The organism is Bradyrhizobium commune (genome assembly GCF_015624505.1).
GTDB classification, from domain to species: domain Bacteria; phylum Pseudomonadota; class Alphaproteobacteria; order Rhizobiales; family Xanthobacteraceae; genus Bradyrhizobium; species Bradyrhizobium commune.
Genome location: NZ_CP061379.1, coordinates 6,270,402 through 6,286,002, shown reverse-complemented (window position 1 = coordinate 6,286,002; position 15,601 = coordinate 6,270,402). Strand labels below are relative to the sequence as shown.

The window sequence follows — 15,601 nt, the reverse complement described above, 5'->3', positions numbered from 1 at the left end:
TGTCGGTTGGGGGAAAGAGGAGGGCGTCGCCTTTGGTCGTTGGCTGCCCGCCGCCGGTTCGCCTAAAGAGAGCGCCGGAGTGTCCTGAAGGCTGCAATCGCTTCTTGCGTCGGCGGCCAGTCAGCCGGGAACTTCATTTCGAAGGCGCTGGTGCATTGCGCGATGATGGCTTGCTGCGGCGAGGGCGCCCCGGTCCCGGATTGTGGCTGCACGGACCAGTCCGGAATGTCGTCACATAGCGCCACGATGCCGCCGAGCGCAACGAGTGTCGGCTCGCTGATGTCGGCGCCGCTGGCGCCAGCAGGCTTGACGCCAAACCATCGATCCAGAACGTCGGGGGCCTCGTGGGCCGGCCGCAGTCGCATCGCCTGGAGGCGCAGCCGGTTCTGGTGACGTTTGACACCGCGCGGCGTTGGATCGGCTTCGAACACGACGGGATGCCAGATCGCTAGGGCCGTGCGGAAATTCTTGGAGTCCTCCACCTTGTCCTCGCGCACCAGGGTGATGCGCCGCGCCCCCAGCATTGCGATGAGCAGCAGCGCGACGCCGAGACCGAGATAGGGCGGCACGCCCCGTGACAGGATGAGCTGCTCGGCGGTGGCTGTCGGGACTTTCCTTGGCGCGAGATCGCTGCGGTCAGGCGCCACGTTCGGCGCCGCCGGGGCGGCGCTCTCGGCGGCGGCGGTGCTGGACGTTGCCGCGGTCTGCGGCGCCTTCGCCGTGGGCGGCGAAACGACACTCTGCAAATTGTTCGCCCATGATGCAAGCAGCCAGATCATCAGGAGCAGTGCCATCGCCGGTATCCCGACATCGGGCACGTAGCGAAGCGTGCTTCGAATGCGGTCCGGCCATGGCGACGCGGCTCGTCGTGGCCGGACGACAGTCCTATGCTGTTGCGGACATCCACATCGGGAACGGGAATGGTCAGGTTGAGCAGCTTCTTCAGATATTGCCGAGCGCGCTGCTGATCGTCCCCATATTGCTTGGCGATGATCTCGACCACCTTCGGCTCGTCCATGCCGAGGAAAATGAAGCACGGACCCGCCGTGGTCAGGAAGTTGATGGACTCCAGCACTTCCATGAGGTTGGCCGGCGTGCAGCGGTCGAGATCGTCAATGAAGATGACAAGCCCGGGATTGGTTGAGGTGCGCAAGGCCCGGCCGGCGGCCTCGAATTCCTTGGCAAACTTGTAGCGGAAGCCGAGCTGGGCGCTGAAATCCGCGAGCTTGGAGTTGCCGCGTAACGTCGCCATCAATTCGGATGGCTTCAGGTTCATCGTCGCGTAGATCTTGACGATGACGAGCAATATCGTGCCGGCGCCGACGAAGGCGACATGATCGAGCCATTTGCTCGCGGACTCCGCCCATTCCCCGAGCTTCGGCCACCCGGCGTCGGGATTGATCCAGGCGGCAAGTGAATTGCCGATCGCCGCCCACTTGAACGCCCAGGCTGCGCTGAAGATCAACGCAGCAATGAGCAGCAGCGGGACGATGTCCCGTCCCGCGCGCACATAGAGAAGCCGCGCCCTGAACCAGAGGCCCGACAGCCGCCAGGCCGACGGAATGGCCTGCCCGCGAATATTCTCGAGCAGCGCAGCAAGGATGTTCTCTTCCTTCTGGTGATGCCAGGCGTTGAACCAGACCGGGCTCGCACCGCGCTGGCGCAAATCTTCCGCCACCAGGTTCATCAGCGAGCTCTTGCCCGTGCCCCATGCGCCGGTGACGGCGATCGTCAATGGCGGCGAGGTGCTGGTGTTACGAACGAACCGCGACAGCGCAAGCGCCAGCGGCTTCATCCCGAGCACGTCGAAATCGTTCCATCCAATCGGCGTATCGGACGTGCCAATCGCCGAAATGCCTTCGTCAACCTTGCTGCTGGGAAGGTCGTTCCACGCCAGTCCGGTGAAGAAGAACGCGAGTGCGAAGCCCGGAAGCGCGGCGAACAGCACCCAAGGCGCAAATTGCGATCGATACGACAGGCGGTCCCAGGTCTTGCCACCGTCCGACGTCTGGAAGACGGCCGGCAGTGGGCCCTCCTCGTTGCCGTCCTCCCAGCCCGACGAGATCCAGCCGAAGCGCTGGTCGGGTTGGAAGTGAAGCGAGCGGAGGTTGGCCTTGGTCGGAAGGGTGACGAATTGGGTCTCGTGCTGGACCTGGTCGACCGGAGTGAACAGCTTGAAGGTCGTGGTGGCGAGATGGCCTTCCGCGAACAGCGTGAACATCTTGGTCGTGCGATTGGGCAGATCTATCTGTATGTCCGGCGCCAGGAGACCGAAGAAATTCATCTTCGAGGACGTTGCCCGCACAAACTGCCTGACACCCGCTTGCAGCTTGGCATTCGAATCCGACGCGCGGTATCCGCGAATGTCGTCATCGACGACATATCCCGACAGCGCGAACGGCACTTGCGCGTTGATGCCGGTCAGCAGCGCTGGATCGACGGCCCCTCCGCGATCGAAGGCGCTGCGGGCCGGGATCAGGATTGGCTTCTCTCCGCCGTCCACGACGAATGGCGCGGGATTGAGGTCAGTCGGGAATCCTTTCCAGTTTTGTCCGCCATCTGGGCTCGCGGTGCCGTCGACCGGACCTAGTCGCAGACACCATTTGCCGTCCATGTCGCAGCCGGCCCAATAGGCCGCCTCCGATAGCGGCTGGCGGGCGGGAAGGTTGGCGAAATTCGGATCGGTGCTCGGATCGGGCACCAGTCGGATCGTCGCCGTTTGAGGTGGGGGCGGGGTGGGCTGTTTCGAATCCTTGGAATCGATTGGCTGCTGTTGCTGGATCGGCGGCTGCGGCGGCGGCTGCTGGACTTGGTTGGGTACCTTCGACGGCTCCACTTGATTGAGGGGGACCGATGTCGGCTTTGGCCCAATCTTCAGACCTGGGACGTCGCCGGCATAAGCGGCCTCGAATCCCAGCCAGTGAAATGCGGCCCGTTGCGGTGCCGGGTCCGGCAGGCCGACCGGACGCTGGGTGAGCCAAGCCGTCGACCGCGGCCGCCACGACAATACACCGGCCGCGCCCATCGGCACGACTGGCATGCTGGCCAGACGTGGGTCGGGTTGCCGCTTGAAAAGAAATTCAATCCAGCCCGGATCGGACGTGAACGGATCGGTACGGATCGAACGATCGTTGAAGCCGACGATGCAGAGACTGAAGAAGACGAAAGTGATGATCGCCTTCAGATACAACCGCCGCAGCATGATACGCCGGTCGATCCGGGATGCGCCGCCCTCGGACAGGCCGCCGGTGGGTGTCGGCGCTGAAGCATCCATGGCGCGCCCTTCGCAATGAAATGGCAACTCAACCCATGCGCGCATCCCTGCCGTGCACTTCCTGGGCTCGATGATTGGTCGGGATGAGGCGCTTCAGGTTCATTCGTCCCGTAACCTGCGTCAGGATGGCGCGGCCAAGGGACGTGATGCCTTGCCATCGGAGCGCTTTGACCGGCCCGATGTTCCCGGGCATGATCGCGCACTGCTTCGGTCAAAGGGACAAGAGGAAATTTTCGACATGCTGAAACGAGCCCTGGCCACTGCCGTCATCGTTTGTCTGGCCGGCGGCTCGGCGCAGGCCGCGCGCTGCGGCGGCGACTTCAACAGCTTCGTCGCCAGCATGGCCTCGGAGGCGCAGGCCGCCGGCGTCTCGGCGGGCACGACCAGTGCGGCCTTCAGCGGGATCACCGAGGATGGTGCCGTGCTCGCCTTCGATCGCCGCCAGCGCTACACCTTCAACAAGAGCTTTGAGCAGTATGTCTCGACCCGTGTCGGGCCGGGCCGCATCAATGGCGGCCGCGCGTTGTTGCAGCGTCATGCCGCGCTGCTGTCGCGCATCGAGCAGCAGTTCGGCGTGCCCCGTTATATCCTGGTCGCGATCTGGGGGCTGGAGAGCGATTTCGGCAAGGGCGACATGGGCAAGCTGCCGGTGATCCGGACGCTGGCAACGCTCGCGCATGATTGCCGCCGCACCGAGCTGTTCCAGGGCGAGCTGCTCGCGGCGCTGAAGATCGTGCAGCGTGGCGACCTCCCCTTGCGCGATCTCATCGGCGCCTATGCCGGCGAGATCGGCCAGACCCAGTTCCTGCCGTCGTCCTACATCAAGTACGGCGTCGATTTCGACGGCGACGGCCATGTCGACCTCCGCCACAGCGTCCCCGACGTGCTCGCCTCGACCGCGAACCTGCTGCACACCAACGGCTTCAAGATGGGCCAGCCTTACGGCGAAGGCAGCGCCAATTTCGAGGCGATGCGGGAGTGGAACAGGGCGGTGATCTATCGCAAGACCATCGGCTATTTTGCCGATCGGTTGGCGGGGCAGTGAGGGGGCGTGATTCTCTAGCGTCGTCCCGGCGAAGGCCGGGACCCATACCGCGGAATCTATCGGCTGCGGACGGTGTGGGTACCGAACCGCGAATCTTCGTCAAACTGAATTCGGTGGTTATGGATCCCGGCCTTCGCCGGGACGACGACGGAGAGTAAGGCGACATTGACGCGTCAAACTCACTTCGCCGTCCCCTTCGCCATCTTCTCCAGCCTCCGCTGCAACGGCGCCCAATACGTCCCCGGGCGGAAGCGTTGCAGCAGATCCATGAACCTCGCGTCGTTGCCGATCAGGATGCGCGGCTCGTTCCTCTCGATGCCCCTGATGATGCGCAGCGCCGCGTCCTTTGGCGACGTCTTCGCCGCATTCTCGAACCGGTCGATCATCTGCGCGCGGCGCGCGTTGTCGGTGACGCCGACGCCGGTGCGGGAAGAGCGCGCGATCGCGGTGGCGACGCCGCCGGGATGCACGACCGACAGTTTGACGGGGCTTCCCGCCACGGCAAGCTCATGGCGCACACTCTCGGAAAATCCCCGCACGGCAAACTTCGCCGCCGCATAGGTCGCTTGTCCCGGCGGCGCGATGATGCCGAAGATCGAGGAGAGGTTGACGATGTGTGCCTCGCTCCTCGTCTTCAGATGCGGCAGGAAGGCGCGGGTGCCGTGCACCACGCCCCAGAAATTGATGTCGAACAGCCATTCCATCTGCGCCTGGTCGATCTCCTCGAACTGGCCGAGCAGGGCCACGCCGGCATTGTTGACGAGGATGTTGAGCGCGGGATGCGCCGCGACTGCTTCCTGCGCGAACTGCGCGATGTCGCTCGCCTCGCCGACGTCGACGCGATGCACGCTGACCTTGCGCGCCTTATCGAGTCCTTGGCCGATCTCGGCGGCAAGCGTCTTCAGCCCGGCCTCGTCGCGATCGGCGAGCGCGAGGTCGCAGCCGCGGCTTGCCAGCTCGATCGCCAGCGCGCGGCCGATGCCGCTGGCGGCTCCGGTGATGGCGGCGGCGCCGCGGATCGCTGTCATGTCGGATTCCCGAAAAGGAACTCTTCTGGACATATTTTCAGTATGGAACCGAACCATATCGCCGGTGGTGGCCTTAACATACGTCAGCTAAGCGGAGCTACCATTTTTGGAGCAGCCAATGGGACAGGCCAAGCGATATCAATCGACCGCTCTGATCGTTGAAGACGACGCCATGCAGCGGGAGATGCTCAGCCTTCTCCTTGAAGAGAGCGGCTATCGCGTCATCCAGTGCGAGAGCGCCGAAGCCGCCGAGCGCGTGCTGGAGAAGAATGCCGGAGCGCTGTGCCTGATGTTGACCGACGTGCAGCTCGCCGGCCGCATGACCGGCGTCGAGCTGGCTTACGTCGCCAAGGACCGCAATCCGAAGCTCGACGTCGTCGTCACCTCGGGCCGCCCCCTGGCGCAGGCGCTGCCTGACGGCGCAAAATTCTGGGCCAAGCCCTGGGCGCCACTCGATGTGCTGCGCGAGGCCGAGCTCGCGCAACGGCCCTGACGAGCAGGCGCTCGAGGGACTGCTGACCGCGTCGTGACTTTTCGTCAGCCGGCCGGGATGGTAGGGACCAGACATGTCCTGGTCCTTCCTGCTCACCTCGCTGATCGTCGTCGCCTCTCCGGGCACCGGCGTGCTCTACACCCTGGCCGCGGCGCTCGCCCGCGGCTCGCGCGCCAGCGTCGCGGCCGCGTTCGGCTGCACGCTCGGGATCGTGCCGCACATGATCGCCGCCATGCTGGGCCTCGCCGCCGTGCTCCACACCAGCGCGCTCGCTTTTGCCGCGCTGAAATGGGGCGGCGTGCTCTATCTGCTCTATATGTCCTGGCAGGCGCTGCGCGAGACCGGGGCGCTGTCGGTCGATGGCGAGATCAAGGAGCGGTCGAGCGGGCGCGTCATCGTCACCGGCGTCCTGATCAACATCCTCAACCCAAAGCTCTCGATCTTCTTCCTCGCCTTCCTGCCGCAATTCATCGCGGTGGACGAGGCCCATGTGCTGGTGCGGATGCTGGAGTTGAGCGGCGCCTTCATGGCCATGACCTTTGCGGTGTTTGTGGTCTACGGCCTCTGCGCCGCTTCCGTACGCGAGCGCGTCATCTCCCGCCCGCGCGTCATGGGCTGGTTGCGGCGCAGCTTCGCCGCGGGCTTCGCCCTGCTCGGTGCCAAGCTGGCGTTCGCAGAACGTTAGCCAATAAAAAAGCGGGCCTGTTGCCCGCCACCTTCGTCTCTCTCGACCCTTGCCCGAAGCCCGGGCGGAGCGAGGCTCCACCCGGGCAAAACCAAAAGAAGCTGCGTTACTTCTTCTTCGCCTTCTTGGCCTTTTTCGCCTTCTTCTTCGTCGCCTTCTTCGCTTTCTTAGCCATAGTAGCCTCTTCAAGGGTTAATGGTGAAACGCGACACGAGGAAAGCTCGGCGGAGGGCCAGCCTTGCAACATCCTCGATGACGAACTCAGCAGATTCGCAGGGTTCTGCCCCGCGCTGTCACATCTGTGTCATTACGTTATCCACAGCTCAGATGCATTTTCGGGTGATTTTCACCCGCGAATCCGCATCGCAGCGCGCCTGCGTGCAGATCGCCATCTCCGCCCGGCCATCCTTAACGAGGTCGGAATCGCCGCGCGGGATTCATCAATCCAAAACCAAAGACGCGCTTTCGATGATCGCAGTGAGGTTCCGTTAAGCGCACCCGCGCATTGTGGTCCGCAAGAACACGGGGACGGGTCATGGACGAACTTCTGCCAGAGACAGGGGGCGGGACGCTGCGCGTGCTGCTTGCGCCATGCTGAACGTGCCGACGCTTTGGACGGTCTTCGTCGTCAACTTCATGGCGCTCGGCCTGATCTGGGCCTACGTCACGCACTCCTATCCGAAATTCGAAGCCGCGCGGTTCTGGATGGCGTCGGCCTTCGTCGGCGCCACAGGCGCGATAACGGCGCTGATCCGCCTGTTCGTCGAGTCTCCTGTGCCGCTTCTGTTCGGGGCTGTCGGCATCATCATGGCGAGCTGTTTCGCCGCTGTCGGCATTCAGCGCTTCTACGGCCGGCCGGTGCCCTGGCGTGCGATGGCCGCGGTGGGGATCGTGAGCCTCGCTGGCGTCGTGTTCTTCAGGATCGTCTACGATCACATGCAACTGCGCATGCTCAGCTACACGCTGGGACAGGGTTTCCCGCTGCTGCTGGCGTTGCGCCTGCTGCTGTCGCCGCAGGACGGCCGCGTCAGCCCCGGCGCCTGGCTCTCCAGCATCGTCATCATCACCATCATCGCGATCTTTGTCGCCCGCGCGGTGGGCAATGCGCTCGGCGGCGATTTCTCGGCGGTCGCCGGCAGCCAGGGCCACGCCGTCATGGTGTTGGCGCTGCTGTTCCTGTCGATGACGCTGAATTTCGGCTTCCTCCTGATGGCGATGGACCGGCTGCGCAACGAGGTCGCCGATCTCGCGCTGCTCGACGACCTCACGGGCGTCGCCAACCGCCGCCATCTGTTGCAGCGCCTGTCCGAGGAATGCGCCCGTTCGGAGCGTAGCGGCGAGCCGTTCTCGCTGCTGGTGATCGACCTCGACGGCTTCAAGACCATCAACGACACCCATGGCCATGCCGCGGGCGATGCCTGCCTGCAGCATTTCACCCTGATGGCGCAGACGCGGTTGCGGCCCGGCGACATGCTCGCCCGCACCGGCGGCGACGAGTTCTGCGTCGTGCTGCCGTCGTCCTCCTTGCGCGAGGGCGCTGCGATCGCCCGCCGCGTGCTGGAGGTCTGCCGCCAGGATGCCGCAGTCTGTACGGGGAAGGACATTCCGATCGCGATCTCGATCGGCGTTGCCGAATGGGACCGCAGCATCGGCCAATTCCCGGACCGGTTGATCGCGCATGCCGACCACGCGCTCTATGCCGCCAAGAAGAACGGCAAGAACGACTTTGCGGTCTACGATCCGGCGCCGCCTCTCTCGCCCGAGCCGCCCGGGTCGGTCGAGGCCGCGCGCAAATTCGCTTGACGTGCTAGGACGAGGGTCCGCACTGGACCCACATGATGATATCTCGCCTGCACGCGGCCATTCTCGCTGCTCTCCTCCTCACTCCCGCCCTCGCAACGGACGCCGAACTCGCCAAGCTCGCGCGCGCCTCCGGCACGCCTGACATTCCCGGCCTCAAGATCGTCTGGCTCGCGCCATGGGGTGACGTTGCCAACGCCCATCCCTGGCGCAACATCATCGTGCACCAGACCGAAGGGCCGGCGGGCTCGGCCCGCGGCGGCGCGCAACAGCAGTTCAAGAACCCGACCCGCCGCGGCGTCATGGTCTGGGTCGAGACCGACGGCACGGTCTATTGGTCGGTCGCCGACAATCTGGTGCCGACCCATACCGACGGCGCCAACCGCAACGACAACAAATACATCGACAACAGCTCGACCTACCATCAGGTGGTGCGTGACAATTCGATCGGCGTCGAGTTCGCCGGCAACTATCCCGATGTGGCGGCAGGCCCCACCGAGGCGCAGGTCGCGGCATGGAAGGTCCTCGTAAAAGTCCTGCGCGCGCGCTACGACATCCCGCTCGACCACGTCTATGCGCACAACTGGATCGACTACAAGGACGCGCGCTATTGCGAAGGCTGCTGGCTCGCGACGCTGGCGCGGACGTGGGGGAGTGATTAAACCGGCTGCGCCATCCAGCCGAACAGCCGCTGGATCAATCCCGGCCGCCGCGGCAATTCCGGCGGCCCGTCGGCGGCGAGCACGCGTTGGAAGAAGTAATCCAGGAACACCATGTCGTTCGGCTCGGTGACGGTGAACTTCTCGTCGCCGAAGAACACGCTGTAATCGTAGAAGAAGGGACCGACGAACGGCACCGTTGCGGTCGACGCATAGTCCTTGGAGATCACGAATTCGGCGGGATCGAGCCCGTGGTCGCGCATCGCCTGCTCGACCAGCGGCAGCTTGCGCATGAACTGGGCGGAGAAGCCGCCGACGGTGGATTGCAGGATGATCGACACGGTGCCCGTCCGTCCGCTTGATGTGATCGCTCTCAATTTGGGTCGGTTGACCGGTGGCCGGGGTTCAAGGCGAGTTCGATCCTGCGTCAGGCAAGGGGAGGGAAAAGAACGCCACCCAACAAAAAGCCGGCGTTGCCGCCGGCTTTCTGTCTCTTTTCTCGATCCGCCAATCTCTGGCGCGGCGGCCTCGCTTAGAGCGCGGCTTCCAGCGCGGCCTGTTCCTGCCTTGCGATCGTGCCCTTGACCGCGGACTGCACCTTCTCGAAGGCGCGGACCTCGATCTGGCGGACGCGCTCGCGCGACACGCCGAACTCGGCGGCAAGGTCTTCCAGCGTCATCGGCTCATCGGCGAGGCGGCGGGCCTCGAAGATGCGGCGTTCGCGCGGGTTGAGCACGCCCATGGCGCCGTTCAGCGCGTCACGGCGGTGGTCATACTCCTCGTGCTCCGCCATCATGGCTTCCTGGTTGGGCGTATTGTCGACCAGCCAGTCCTGCCATTCGCCGGCTTCGCCATCGTCGCGGATCGGAGCGTTGAGCGACGCGTCGCCACCGAGGCGGCGGTTCATGTCGATCACGTCCTGATCGGTGACGCCGAGGCGCTTGGCAATGATCTTGACCTGGTCGGGGCGGAGATCGCCTTCGTCCAGCGCGTTGATCTTGCTCTTCGCCTTGCGCAGGTTGAAGAACAGCTTCTTCTGGTTCGCGGTGGTGCCCATCTTCACGAGCGACCAGGAACGCAGGATGTACTCTTGAATCGACGCCTTGATCCACCACATGGCGTAGGTGGCGAGACGGAAGCCCTTTTCGGGCTCGAAACGCTTCACCGCCTGCATCAGGCCGACGTTACCTTCCGAGACGACCTCGGAGATCGGCAGGCCGTAGCCGCGATAGCCCATGGCGATCTTGGCCACGAGCCGGAGATGGCTGGTGACGAGTTGGTGCGCCGCGTCGCGATCGTCATGCTCACGCCAACGCTTGGCGAGCATGTATTCCTGCTGGGGTTCCAGCATCGGGAATTTGCGGATCTCGGCGAGGTAGCGAGAAAGGCCGGATTCTCCATTGAGGACCGGCAAAGCAGCGGTACGGGCCATTGTTAAGCCCCTCCAAAGGTTCAGGCCCCCGATAGCGGCGGGCCAGGCAGACGACCGCTTTGTTAAAGCCAGCCGTAGCTGCGATGTTCCGTTGGTCATTTCCAACGCAAGCGCAATATACCCCATGGGGGGTCGAAAAGGGAAGGATTGCTGACGTCACGTCCCCGTGTGGCAGCTATAACTTTTTGTAAGGTAACGGTTTTCTCAAACGGCCTGCGTCATAGCGCCGCTTTCAAAGCGCTCTCAAGGAGAAGCAAATCCTCCGGCAGAGGCGCCTCCCAGTGAAGAAGTTCTCCGGTTCTCGGGTGCTCCAATACCAGAAGGTAGGCATGCAAAGCCTGCCGTCCCAGCGCCGCTAACGCGGCCTGCGACTCAGGCCCCAGCTGGTTCGCCTTGGTCTTGAAATGGGGGCCATAGACGGCGTCGCCCATCAGGGGGTGCCCGATATGGGCGAGGTGGACGCGGATCTGGTGGGTGCGCCCGGTCTCGAGCTCGCAGGCGAGCAGGGCGGCGATCGGCTTGCCGTCGCGCCCGGCAAAGCTCTCCAGCAGCTCCCAATGTGTCACCGCCTCGCGGCCGCCCTGGCGCACCGCCATCTTCTCCCGCGCATGCGGGTGACGGTCGATCGGCGCATCGACCGTGCCGCGATGCCGGCCCGGCAGCCCCCAGGCAAAGGCCATATAGCCGCGCCGCATCGGGCCGGTGCGGCCGTGATCGGCGAATTGCGCGGTCAGCGAAGCATGGGCGAGGTCGTTCTTGGCGACCACCATCAGCCCGGTCGTGTCCTTGTCCAGCCGGTGCACGATGCCGGGACGACGCACCCCACCGATCCCCGACAGCGAGCCGCCGCAATGGGCGATCAGCGCGTTCACCAGCGTGCCGGTCTCGTGCCCGGCCGCGGGATGCACCACCAGTCCCTTCGGCTTGTTGATCACGATGATGTCGTCGTCCTCGAACACGATGTCGAGGGCAATATCCTCGCCTTTGGGCTCCGGCGGGGCCGCCTCCGGCACGTCGATTATGATCGTATCGCCGGATGTGACGTGATAAGCGGGGTCGCGGACCGCGGAGGCCTTCAGGCTCACCGCGCCCGCCAGAATCAGGGTTTTGAGCCTTGATCGCGACAGGTCCGGCAAGCGCGCCGCCAGCACGCGGTCGAGCCGGGCCGAGCCCTCGTCGCCTTCGACCACGACCTCCAACCTTTGCGCTGAACCTGAGCTTTCCATGACGACGTCTGATACCGCTGTTCCCGAACCGACCCCCGAGCAGGCCGCGCTGTTCGCGCGGGTGCGGCGGATGATGCTGATCGCGGGGTTGACGACGGCGCTTGCGATCTGCGCCGTCCTGATCGCGGTGGGCTACCGCCTTTTCAAGTCGGAGGGAAGGGCACCGGAAGCGGTCGGCGACGTCACCGCCACCCTGCCGAAGGGCGCCAAGATCGTGTCGACCGGCGTGGCCGGTGACCGGTTGGTGATCACGCTCGATCTGGGCGGGGTCATCGAGATCCGCACTTTCGATGCCCATACGCTGAAACCGGCCGGAAAGCTGAAATTTGCCAACGAGCCGTAGCGCCCGGCTGACGTGTCGTACGACTGGCCTGTTGATCATTCCCGGGTCGCGCGTTGTCTTGCCGCGCAACTTCTGATTTAGCTCCGGTCTGGGGAAGTTGGGTTGGGACTGGGAATGGGACTTATCAAGTCACGTGCCGTTGCAATTGCTCTCGTCATTGGATTGGTCGCAGGCGCGGAATCTACGGCGCGCGCAGAGCCGGCCAAGCAGCCCGCGGCGCCTGCCAAACCAGCCGGACCTCCAGCTCAGTCCAAACAATCTGCTGCGCAGGCCAAGCCGACGGGTTCACGAAATGCGCGGCTCTATTTCCTGCGCGAGCGGGGCATTTTCGGCGCGATGGGCGGGCTCGCCGCCACAGCGGAGATCCTGATCGACGGCAAGTCCGTCGGAAAGGTCGATATGGGGAAGTTCTTCGCGGTCGATCGGCCGCCGGGTGTCGCCAAGATCGCCACCCACATGAAGCTGTCCATGACGGATTACGAGATCGAGGTTCCGATCGAGGCCGGCAAGACCTATTATTTCGGGGTCGGGACCCAGCGGACGGGCCCGCCCGTTCAGGACCTGCTCAACCAGGCCATCGCAGGCAGCAGTGGCCAGCAGATCCGGTCGTCATCGCCGTTCAAGTCCGCCTTCGCGGGCGCGGGCCTGTTCCGGCTCGAACCGGCCGCCGGCGCCGCCGCGATCGAGAAGCTGAAGCAGCCCTGATTCGGTCCGGCGGTGTCGGGCCCTCGCGCCGTCAAGCCTGGGTCGCGTTCACGTGCATATCCGGGACTTCCGCCCCCGATCGAGGCTTGCCGCCGGCGGAATTCGCGGCTATGTCGTGTCCCTCACGCTCCCTTCGTCTAGCGGTTAGGACGCGGCCCTCTCAAGGCTGAAACAGGGGTTCGATTCCCCTAGGGAGCGCCAGCGGCTCTGCCCGAGTGTGTCCGACAAGCCGTCGCGGGCGTCATCGATTCCGATAAGCCCAGACGGGTCTTCCCCAAGAAATCGCTCGGTGCCAAACTCCCGAGGCAAGCGAACGTCTCGGCGACGATTTGCGAAGGGGCAGGCCCATGAGCCTTGATAGCCTTGATCCAAAGCGTGTTGACGTAGCCCTGGCCTCAGAGCGGGCTGTCAACCTCTTGGTCGCTGCATGGCGATACTGATCCCGAGCCTCGGCTTCGCGCGCTTCGACACTGGCGGCGAGCTTCGACTGGCGGAACGCCTCAAGGACTTTCTCGAAGAGAACGCTGTCGTTTGGCACAACCTCCCGGTTGGCCCTCAAAGCCGCCATCCGGACTTCATCATCGTTCACCCAGCGAACGGCTTGCTCGTGCTTGAGGTGAAGGACTGGCGGCTGGAATCGATCGTCTCGGCCGACAAAACAAAAGTCGAATTGCTGACGAGTCGTGGCACCGTGCGCGAGATCAGTCCCCTGGAGCAAGCTCGCAGCTATACGTTCGAGGTCATGCGGCGGGTTACGAGTGGCCGCAGATGGCTTGCCTTTATCCGGAGCACTGGATTGGAGAGCGGGTCGCTCAGATACTCACCAAGCATGAAGTGCCGATCGATCTGGCGAAGAACAACAGGAACAGAATTTCGTCGAAGCGGGTAGCCGTGCGGTTGTTGAGCATGCACACCGCGAAAGGGCTCGAGTTTCCGTGTGTTGCCATTTCAGGGCTGGGTTTGCTCGGCCGCCACGGCGAGACGATCGAGGAATGTGTTCGACTGACGTATGTTGGGGTTACGCGGGCGACTCACGAGGCGCTTTTGACCTACTCAAGTAAGTCGGAGCTGGTGCAACGGTTGATCGCGTAGATCGGCGCGCTTCGGGCGGGCCCGCCGAACGAGCGGACCCGCCACTGAAAGATATATTGATCGCCGTCGTCATTGCCGGATCAGCCGAACTTGGCGCGGTCGCCTCACGCGACCGCGGGGAAGTCGATCTCGGTGTCGTTGATGCGGTTGAACACGTTGGTGAAGACGATGGTCGCGAACGCCAGGCTGATCTCCACCAATTGGGTGTCGCTGTAGCCCGCTGCCTTGATGGCGGCGAAATCCTCGTCGCTGACCGTACCGCTCGACTGTGCGAGCTTGCGGACGAAGCCGACCAACGCATCGCGCTTGGCCTCACCCGTGGGCTTGCCATCGCGGATGTTCTTCAACTCCTCCGGCTTCATCCCGGCGAGCTTGGCAAGATGATGATGGGCGGCAACGCAGTAGTCGCAACCCGCGACATCGCTGATGACGAGCTTGATCACCTCGCGATCGCGCTTGGTCAGGGTGCCGGCGGCAAGCACCGCATCGGCGGCGAGCATCGACTTGAGCGCGGCAGGGCCGTGGGTGGCGACGGCCGCATAGGCGTTCGGCACACTGCCCGCCGCCTTCTTGATCTGGGCATAGATCTGGCCTGACGGGCCGGTATCGGATTCGAGATTCTGGACTGAAAGACGAGACATGGTGGCACTCCTTGTTGGGGCTGGTGAATGATTACGGAGTGACAATAGGATCTCTGATCGATACTTTTAATGTTATGAAGTATCGATAATATGCCCAATCGTCTCAAATCGTGCCATTCTGGAGGTCGCGGTGGATTGGCTGAGCCGGCTGTTCGAGATGATGCCCGTGCGCGGGCGGCTCGACCTTCGCTGCGCCTACGGCGCGCCATGGCGCATCGACCAGGGGCCGGGCGAGCCCAACGAAATCCCGTATCACGCTGTGCTTGCCGGCTCGGCGATGCTGGACGATCCGGCGGGAGGCCGGCCGGTCAAGCTCAAGCCCGGCGATATCCTGCTGCTGCCCGGCAATCCCCGGCACGTGATGCACGACGGCAGCGGGACTGCGCCGCTGCCGGCGCGCAACCGTGAGGCCCTCAATTTCACGATCAGCGAAAATCCCGGCTCGGGCGAGCGGCTCGACCTCTTGTGCGGGTGCTTCGCCATCGCGCCGCCGCACGACCGCCTGCTGCGCAGCTATCTGCCGCCGCGCCTCGTCGTGCATGCCGGCGCTGACGCCGGCGATGGCGATACGGCAGGTCAACTCGCCAGTCTCGTCGCCCTGATGCGCCGTGAGTCCGCAGACGATCGTCTCGGCGGCCGTGCCATGCTGAACGCGCTGTCGAGCGCGATGTTCGCACTGGTGCTTCGGCTCGCCAGCCTCACGGACGATGCGCCACGCGGTCTGCTTGCCCTGGCCGGTCATCCGCGCCTCGCGCCGGCGGTGGCCGCTCTGTTCAACGAACCGGCGCGTGCATGGTCGCTGCCCGAGCTGGCGAATCTGTGCGGCATGTCGCGCGCCACGCTCGCACGGCAATTCCAGGAGAAGCTCGGGCGTTCAGCCGCCGATCTTCTGACCGATATCCGGATGGCGCTCGCGGCGAACGAGCTGAGGAAATCTTCGCTGTCGACCGGCGCCGTGGCAGAGGCTGTCGGGTATCAATCCGAAGCGGCCTTCCAGCGCGCCTTCAAGAGCCACATGGGCCTCACGCCGGCGCAGTGGCGCAAGACCGAGGCGCTGTCCGGCCGCGATGTTTTCGCGTGGTCTGCTGCGTAATCCGGCCCGGCCGTTCCAGATTTGCGGCAACGACCTCTCGGGTTCCGAATTTGCCTCGCGCATTTTCAAGACGTACGATTCTCGC

Annotated in this window: 17 protein-coding genes and 1 tRNA gene; 11 read left to right on the top strand and 7 right to left on the bottom strand. The window is 64.3% G+C overall.

Features of this window, described 5'->3' with window-relative positions; translation table 11 throughout:
• Positions 1-62: 62 nt before the first annotated feature.
• Positions 63-794 (bottom strand): hypothetical protein, encoded by a 732-nt coding sequence (locus IC761_RS29450; protein ID WP_195800172.1) that lies wholly within the window; start codon positions 792-794, stop codon positions 63-65.
• Positions 779-3,274, bottom strand: coding sequence for a KAP family P-loop NTPase fold protein (locus IC761_RS29445; RefSeq protein ID WP_195800171.1), 2,496 nt, complete (start codon positions 3,272-3,274; stop codon positions 779-781). Before IC761_RS29445 ends, IC761_RS29450 begins: the two co-directional genes overlap by 16 nt.
• Positions 3,275-3,512: 238 nt before the next feature.
• Between IC761_RS29445 and IC761_RS29440 the strand changes: the two genes are divergently transcribed.
• Positions 3,513-4,319, top strand: a complete 807-nt coding sequence (locus tag IC761_RS29440) for a lytic murein transglycosylase (protein WP_195800170.1) — start codon at positions 3,513-3,515, stop codon at positions 4,317-4,319.
• A 179-nt stretch (positions 4,320-4,498) separates the two neighbouring features.
• Here IC761_RS29440 and IC761_RS29435 read toward each other — a convergent pair whose 3' ends face one another.
• Positions 4,499-5,347 carry an SDR family NAD(P)-dependent oxidoreductase gene (locus IC761_RS29435; protein ID WP_195800169.1) on the bottom strand — a complete coding sequence of 283 codons (849 nt, stop codon included), beginning with the start codon at positions 5,345-5,347 and terminating at the stop codon, positions 4,499-4,501.
• 118 nt (positions 5,348-5,465) lie between these two features.
• Between IC761_RS29435 and IC761_RS29430 the strand changes: the two genes are divergently transcribed.
• The 4 genes from IC761_RS29430 to IC761_RS29415 all read left to right on the top strand — a co-directional run bounded on the left by IC761_RS29430 (position 5,466) and on the right by IC761_RS29415 (position 8,987).
• Entirely contained in the window at positions 5,466-5,840 is a 375-nt protein-coding gene (locus tag IC761_RS29430; RefSeq protein WP_195800168.1) for a response regulator, read from the top strand.
• A gap of 73 nt (positions 5,841-5,913) precedes the next feature.
• The gene (locus tag IC761_RS29425) at positions 5,914-6,525 is read left to right on the top strand and encodes a LysE family translocator (protein WP_195800167.1); all 612 of its coding nucleotides are present in this window, start codon (positions 5,914-5,916) and stop codon (positions 6,523-6,525) included.
• Positions 6,526-7,116: 591 nt separating this feature from the next.
• Positions 7,117-8,328 carry a GGDEF domain-containing protein gene (locus IC761_RS29420; RefSeq protein WP_195800166.1) on the top strand — a complete coding sequence of 404 codons (1,212 nt, stop codon included), beginning with the start codon at positions 7,117-7,119 and terminating at the stop codon, positions 8,326-8,328.
• Between the two features lie 32 nt (positions 8,329-8,360).
• Complete coding sequence (locus IC761_RS29415; RefSeq protein ID WP_195800165.1) at positions 8,361-8,987, top strand: peptidoglycan recognition protein family protein; 627 nt, start codon at positions 8,361-8,363, stop codon at positions 8,985-8,987.
• Here IC761_RS29415 and IC761_RS29410 read toward each other — a convergent pair.
• From IC761_RS29410 to IC761_RS29400, 3 genes are all read right to left on the bottom strand, one after another.
• Positions 8,984-9,325, bottom strand: a complete 342-nt coding sequence (locus IC761_RS29410) for a hypothetical protein (protein ID WP_195800164.1) — start codon at positions 9,323-9,325, stop codon at positions 8,984-8,986. The genes IC761_RS29415 and IC761_RS29410 overlap by 4 nt on opposite strands.
• A 191-nt stretch (positions 9,326-9,516) precedes the next feature.
• On the bottom strand, positions 9,517-10,416 hold the full coding sequence (gene rpoH, locus IC761_RS29405; protein WP_195800163.1) for an RNA polymerase sigma factor RpoH: 900 nt from the start codon (positions 10,414-10,416) through the stop codon (positions 9,517-9,519).
• A 218-nt stretch (positions 10,417-10,634) separates the two neighbouring features.
• Positions 10,635-11,642 carry an RluA family pseudouridine synthase gene (locus IC761_RS29400; RefSeq protein ID WP_195800162.1) on the bottom strand — a complete coding sequence of 336 codons (1,008 nt, stop codon included), beginning with the start codon at positions 11,640-11,642 and terminating at the stop codon, positions 10,635-10,637.
• On the opposite strand from IC761_RS29400, the gene IC761_RS29395 reads away from it, so the two are divergent.
• The 5 genes from IC761_RS29395 (at position 11,641) to IC761_RS36210 (ending at position 13,782) form a co-directional block, all read left to right on the top strand.
• Positions 11,641-11,985 (top strand): hypothetical protein, encoded by a 345-nt coding sequence (locus tag IC761_RS29395; protein WP_195800161.1) that lies wholly within the window; start codon positions 11,641-11,643, stop codon positions 11,983-11,985. The genes IC761_RS29400 and IC761_RS29395 overlap by 2 nt on opposite strands.
• Positions 11,986-12,099: 114 nt before the next feature.
• Positions 12,100-12,690: a DUF2846 domain-containing protein gene (locus tag IC761_RS29390; RefSeq protein WP_195800160.1), complete on the top strand. Its 591-nt coding sequence runs from the start codon at positions 12,100-12,102 to the stop codon at positions 12,688-12,690.
• A 126-nt stretch (positions 12,691-12,816) separates the two neighbouring features.
• Positions 12,817-12,891, top strand: a tRNA-Glu gene (locus IC761_RS29385).
• 226 nt (positions 12,892-13,117) lie between these two features.
• On the top strand, positions 13,118-13,579 hold the full coding sequence (locus IC761_RS29380) for a nuclease-related domain-containing protein (RefSeq protein ID WP_210338488.1): 462 nt from the start codon (positions 13,118-13,120) through the stop codon (positions 13,577-13,579).
• Positions 13,525-13,782 (top strand): 3'-5' exonuclease, encoded by a 258-nt coding sequence (locus IC761_RS36210; RefSeq protein WP_210338487.1) that lies wholly within the window; start codon positions 13,525-13,527, stop codon positions 13,780-13,782. Before IC761_RS29380 ends, IC761_RS36210 begins: the two co-directional genes overlap by 55 nt.
• A gap of 104 nt (positions 13,783-13,886) precedes the next feature.
• On the opposite strand, the gene IC761_RS29375 is transcribed toward IC761_RS36210, so the two are convergent.
• Positions 13,887-14,423, bottom strand: coding sequence for a carboxymuconolactone decarboxylase family protein (locus IC761_RS29375; protein ID WP_195800159.1), 537 nt, complete (start codon positions 14,421-14,423; stop codon positions 13,887-13,889).
• A gap of 157 nt (positions 14,424-14,580) precedes the next feature.
• Between IC761_RS29375 and IC761_RS29370 the strand changes: the two genes are divergently transcribed.
• Positions 14,581-15,516, top strand: a complete 936-nt coding sequence (locus IC761_RS29370) for an AraC family transcriptional regulator (protein ID WP_246791590.1) — start codon at positions 14,581-14,583, stop codon at positions 15,514-15,516.
• Positions 15,517-15,601 lie beyond the last annotated feature (85 nt).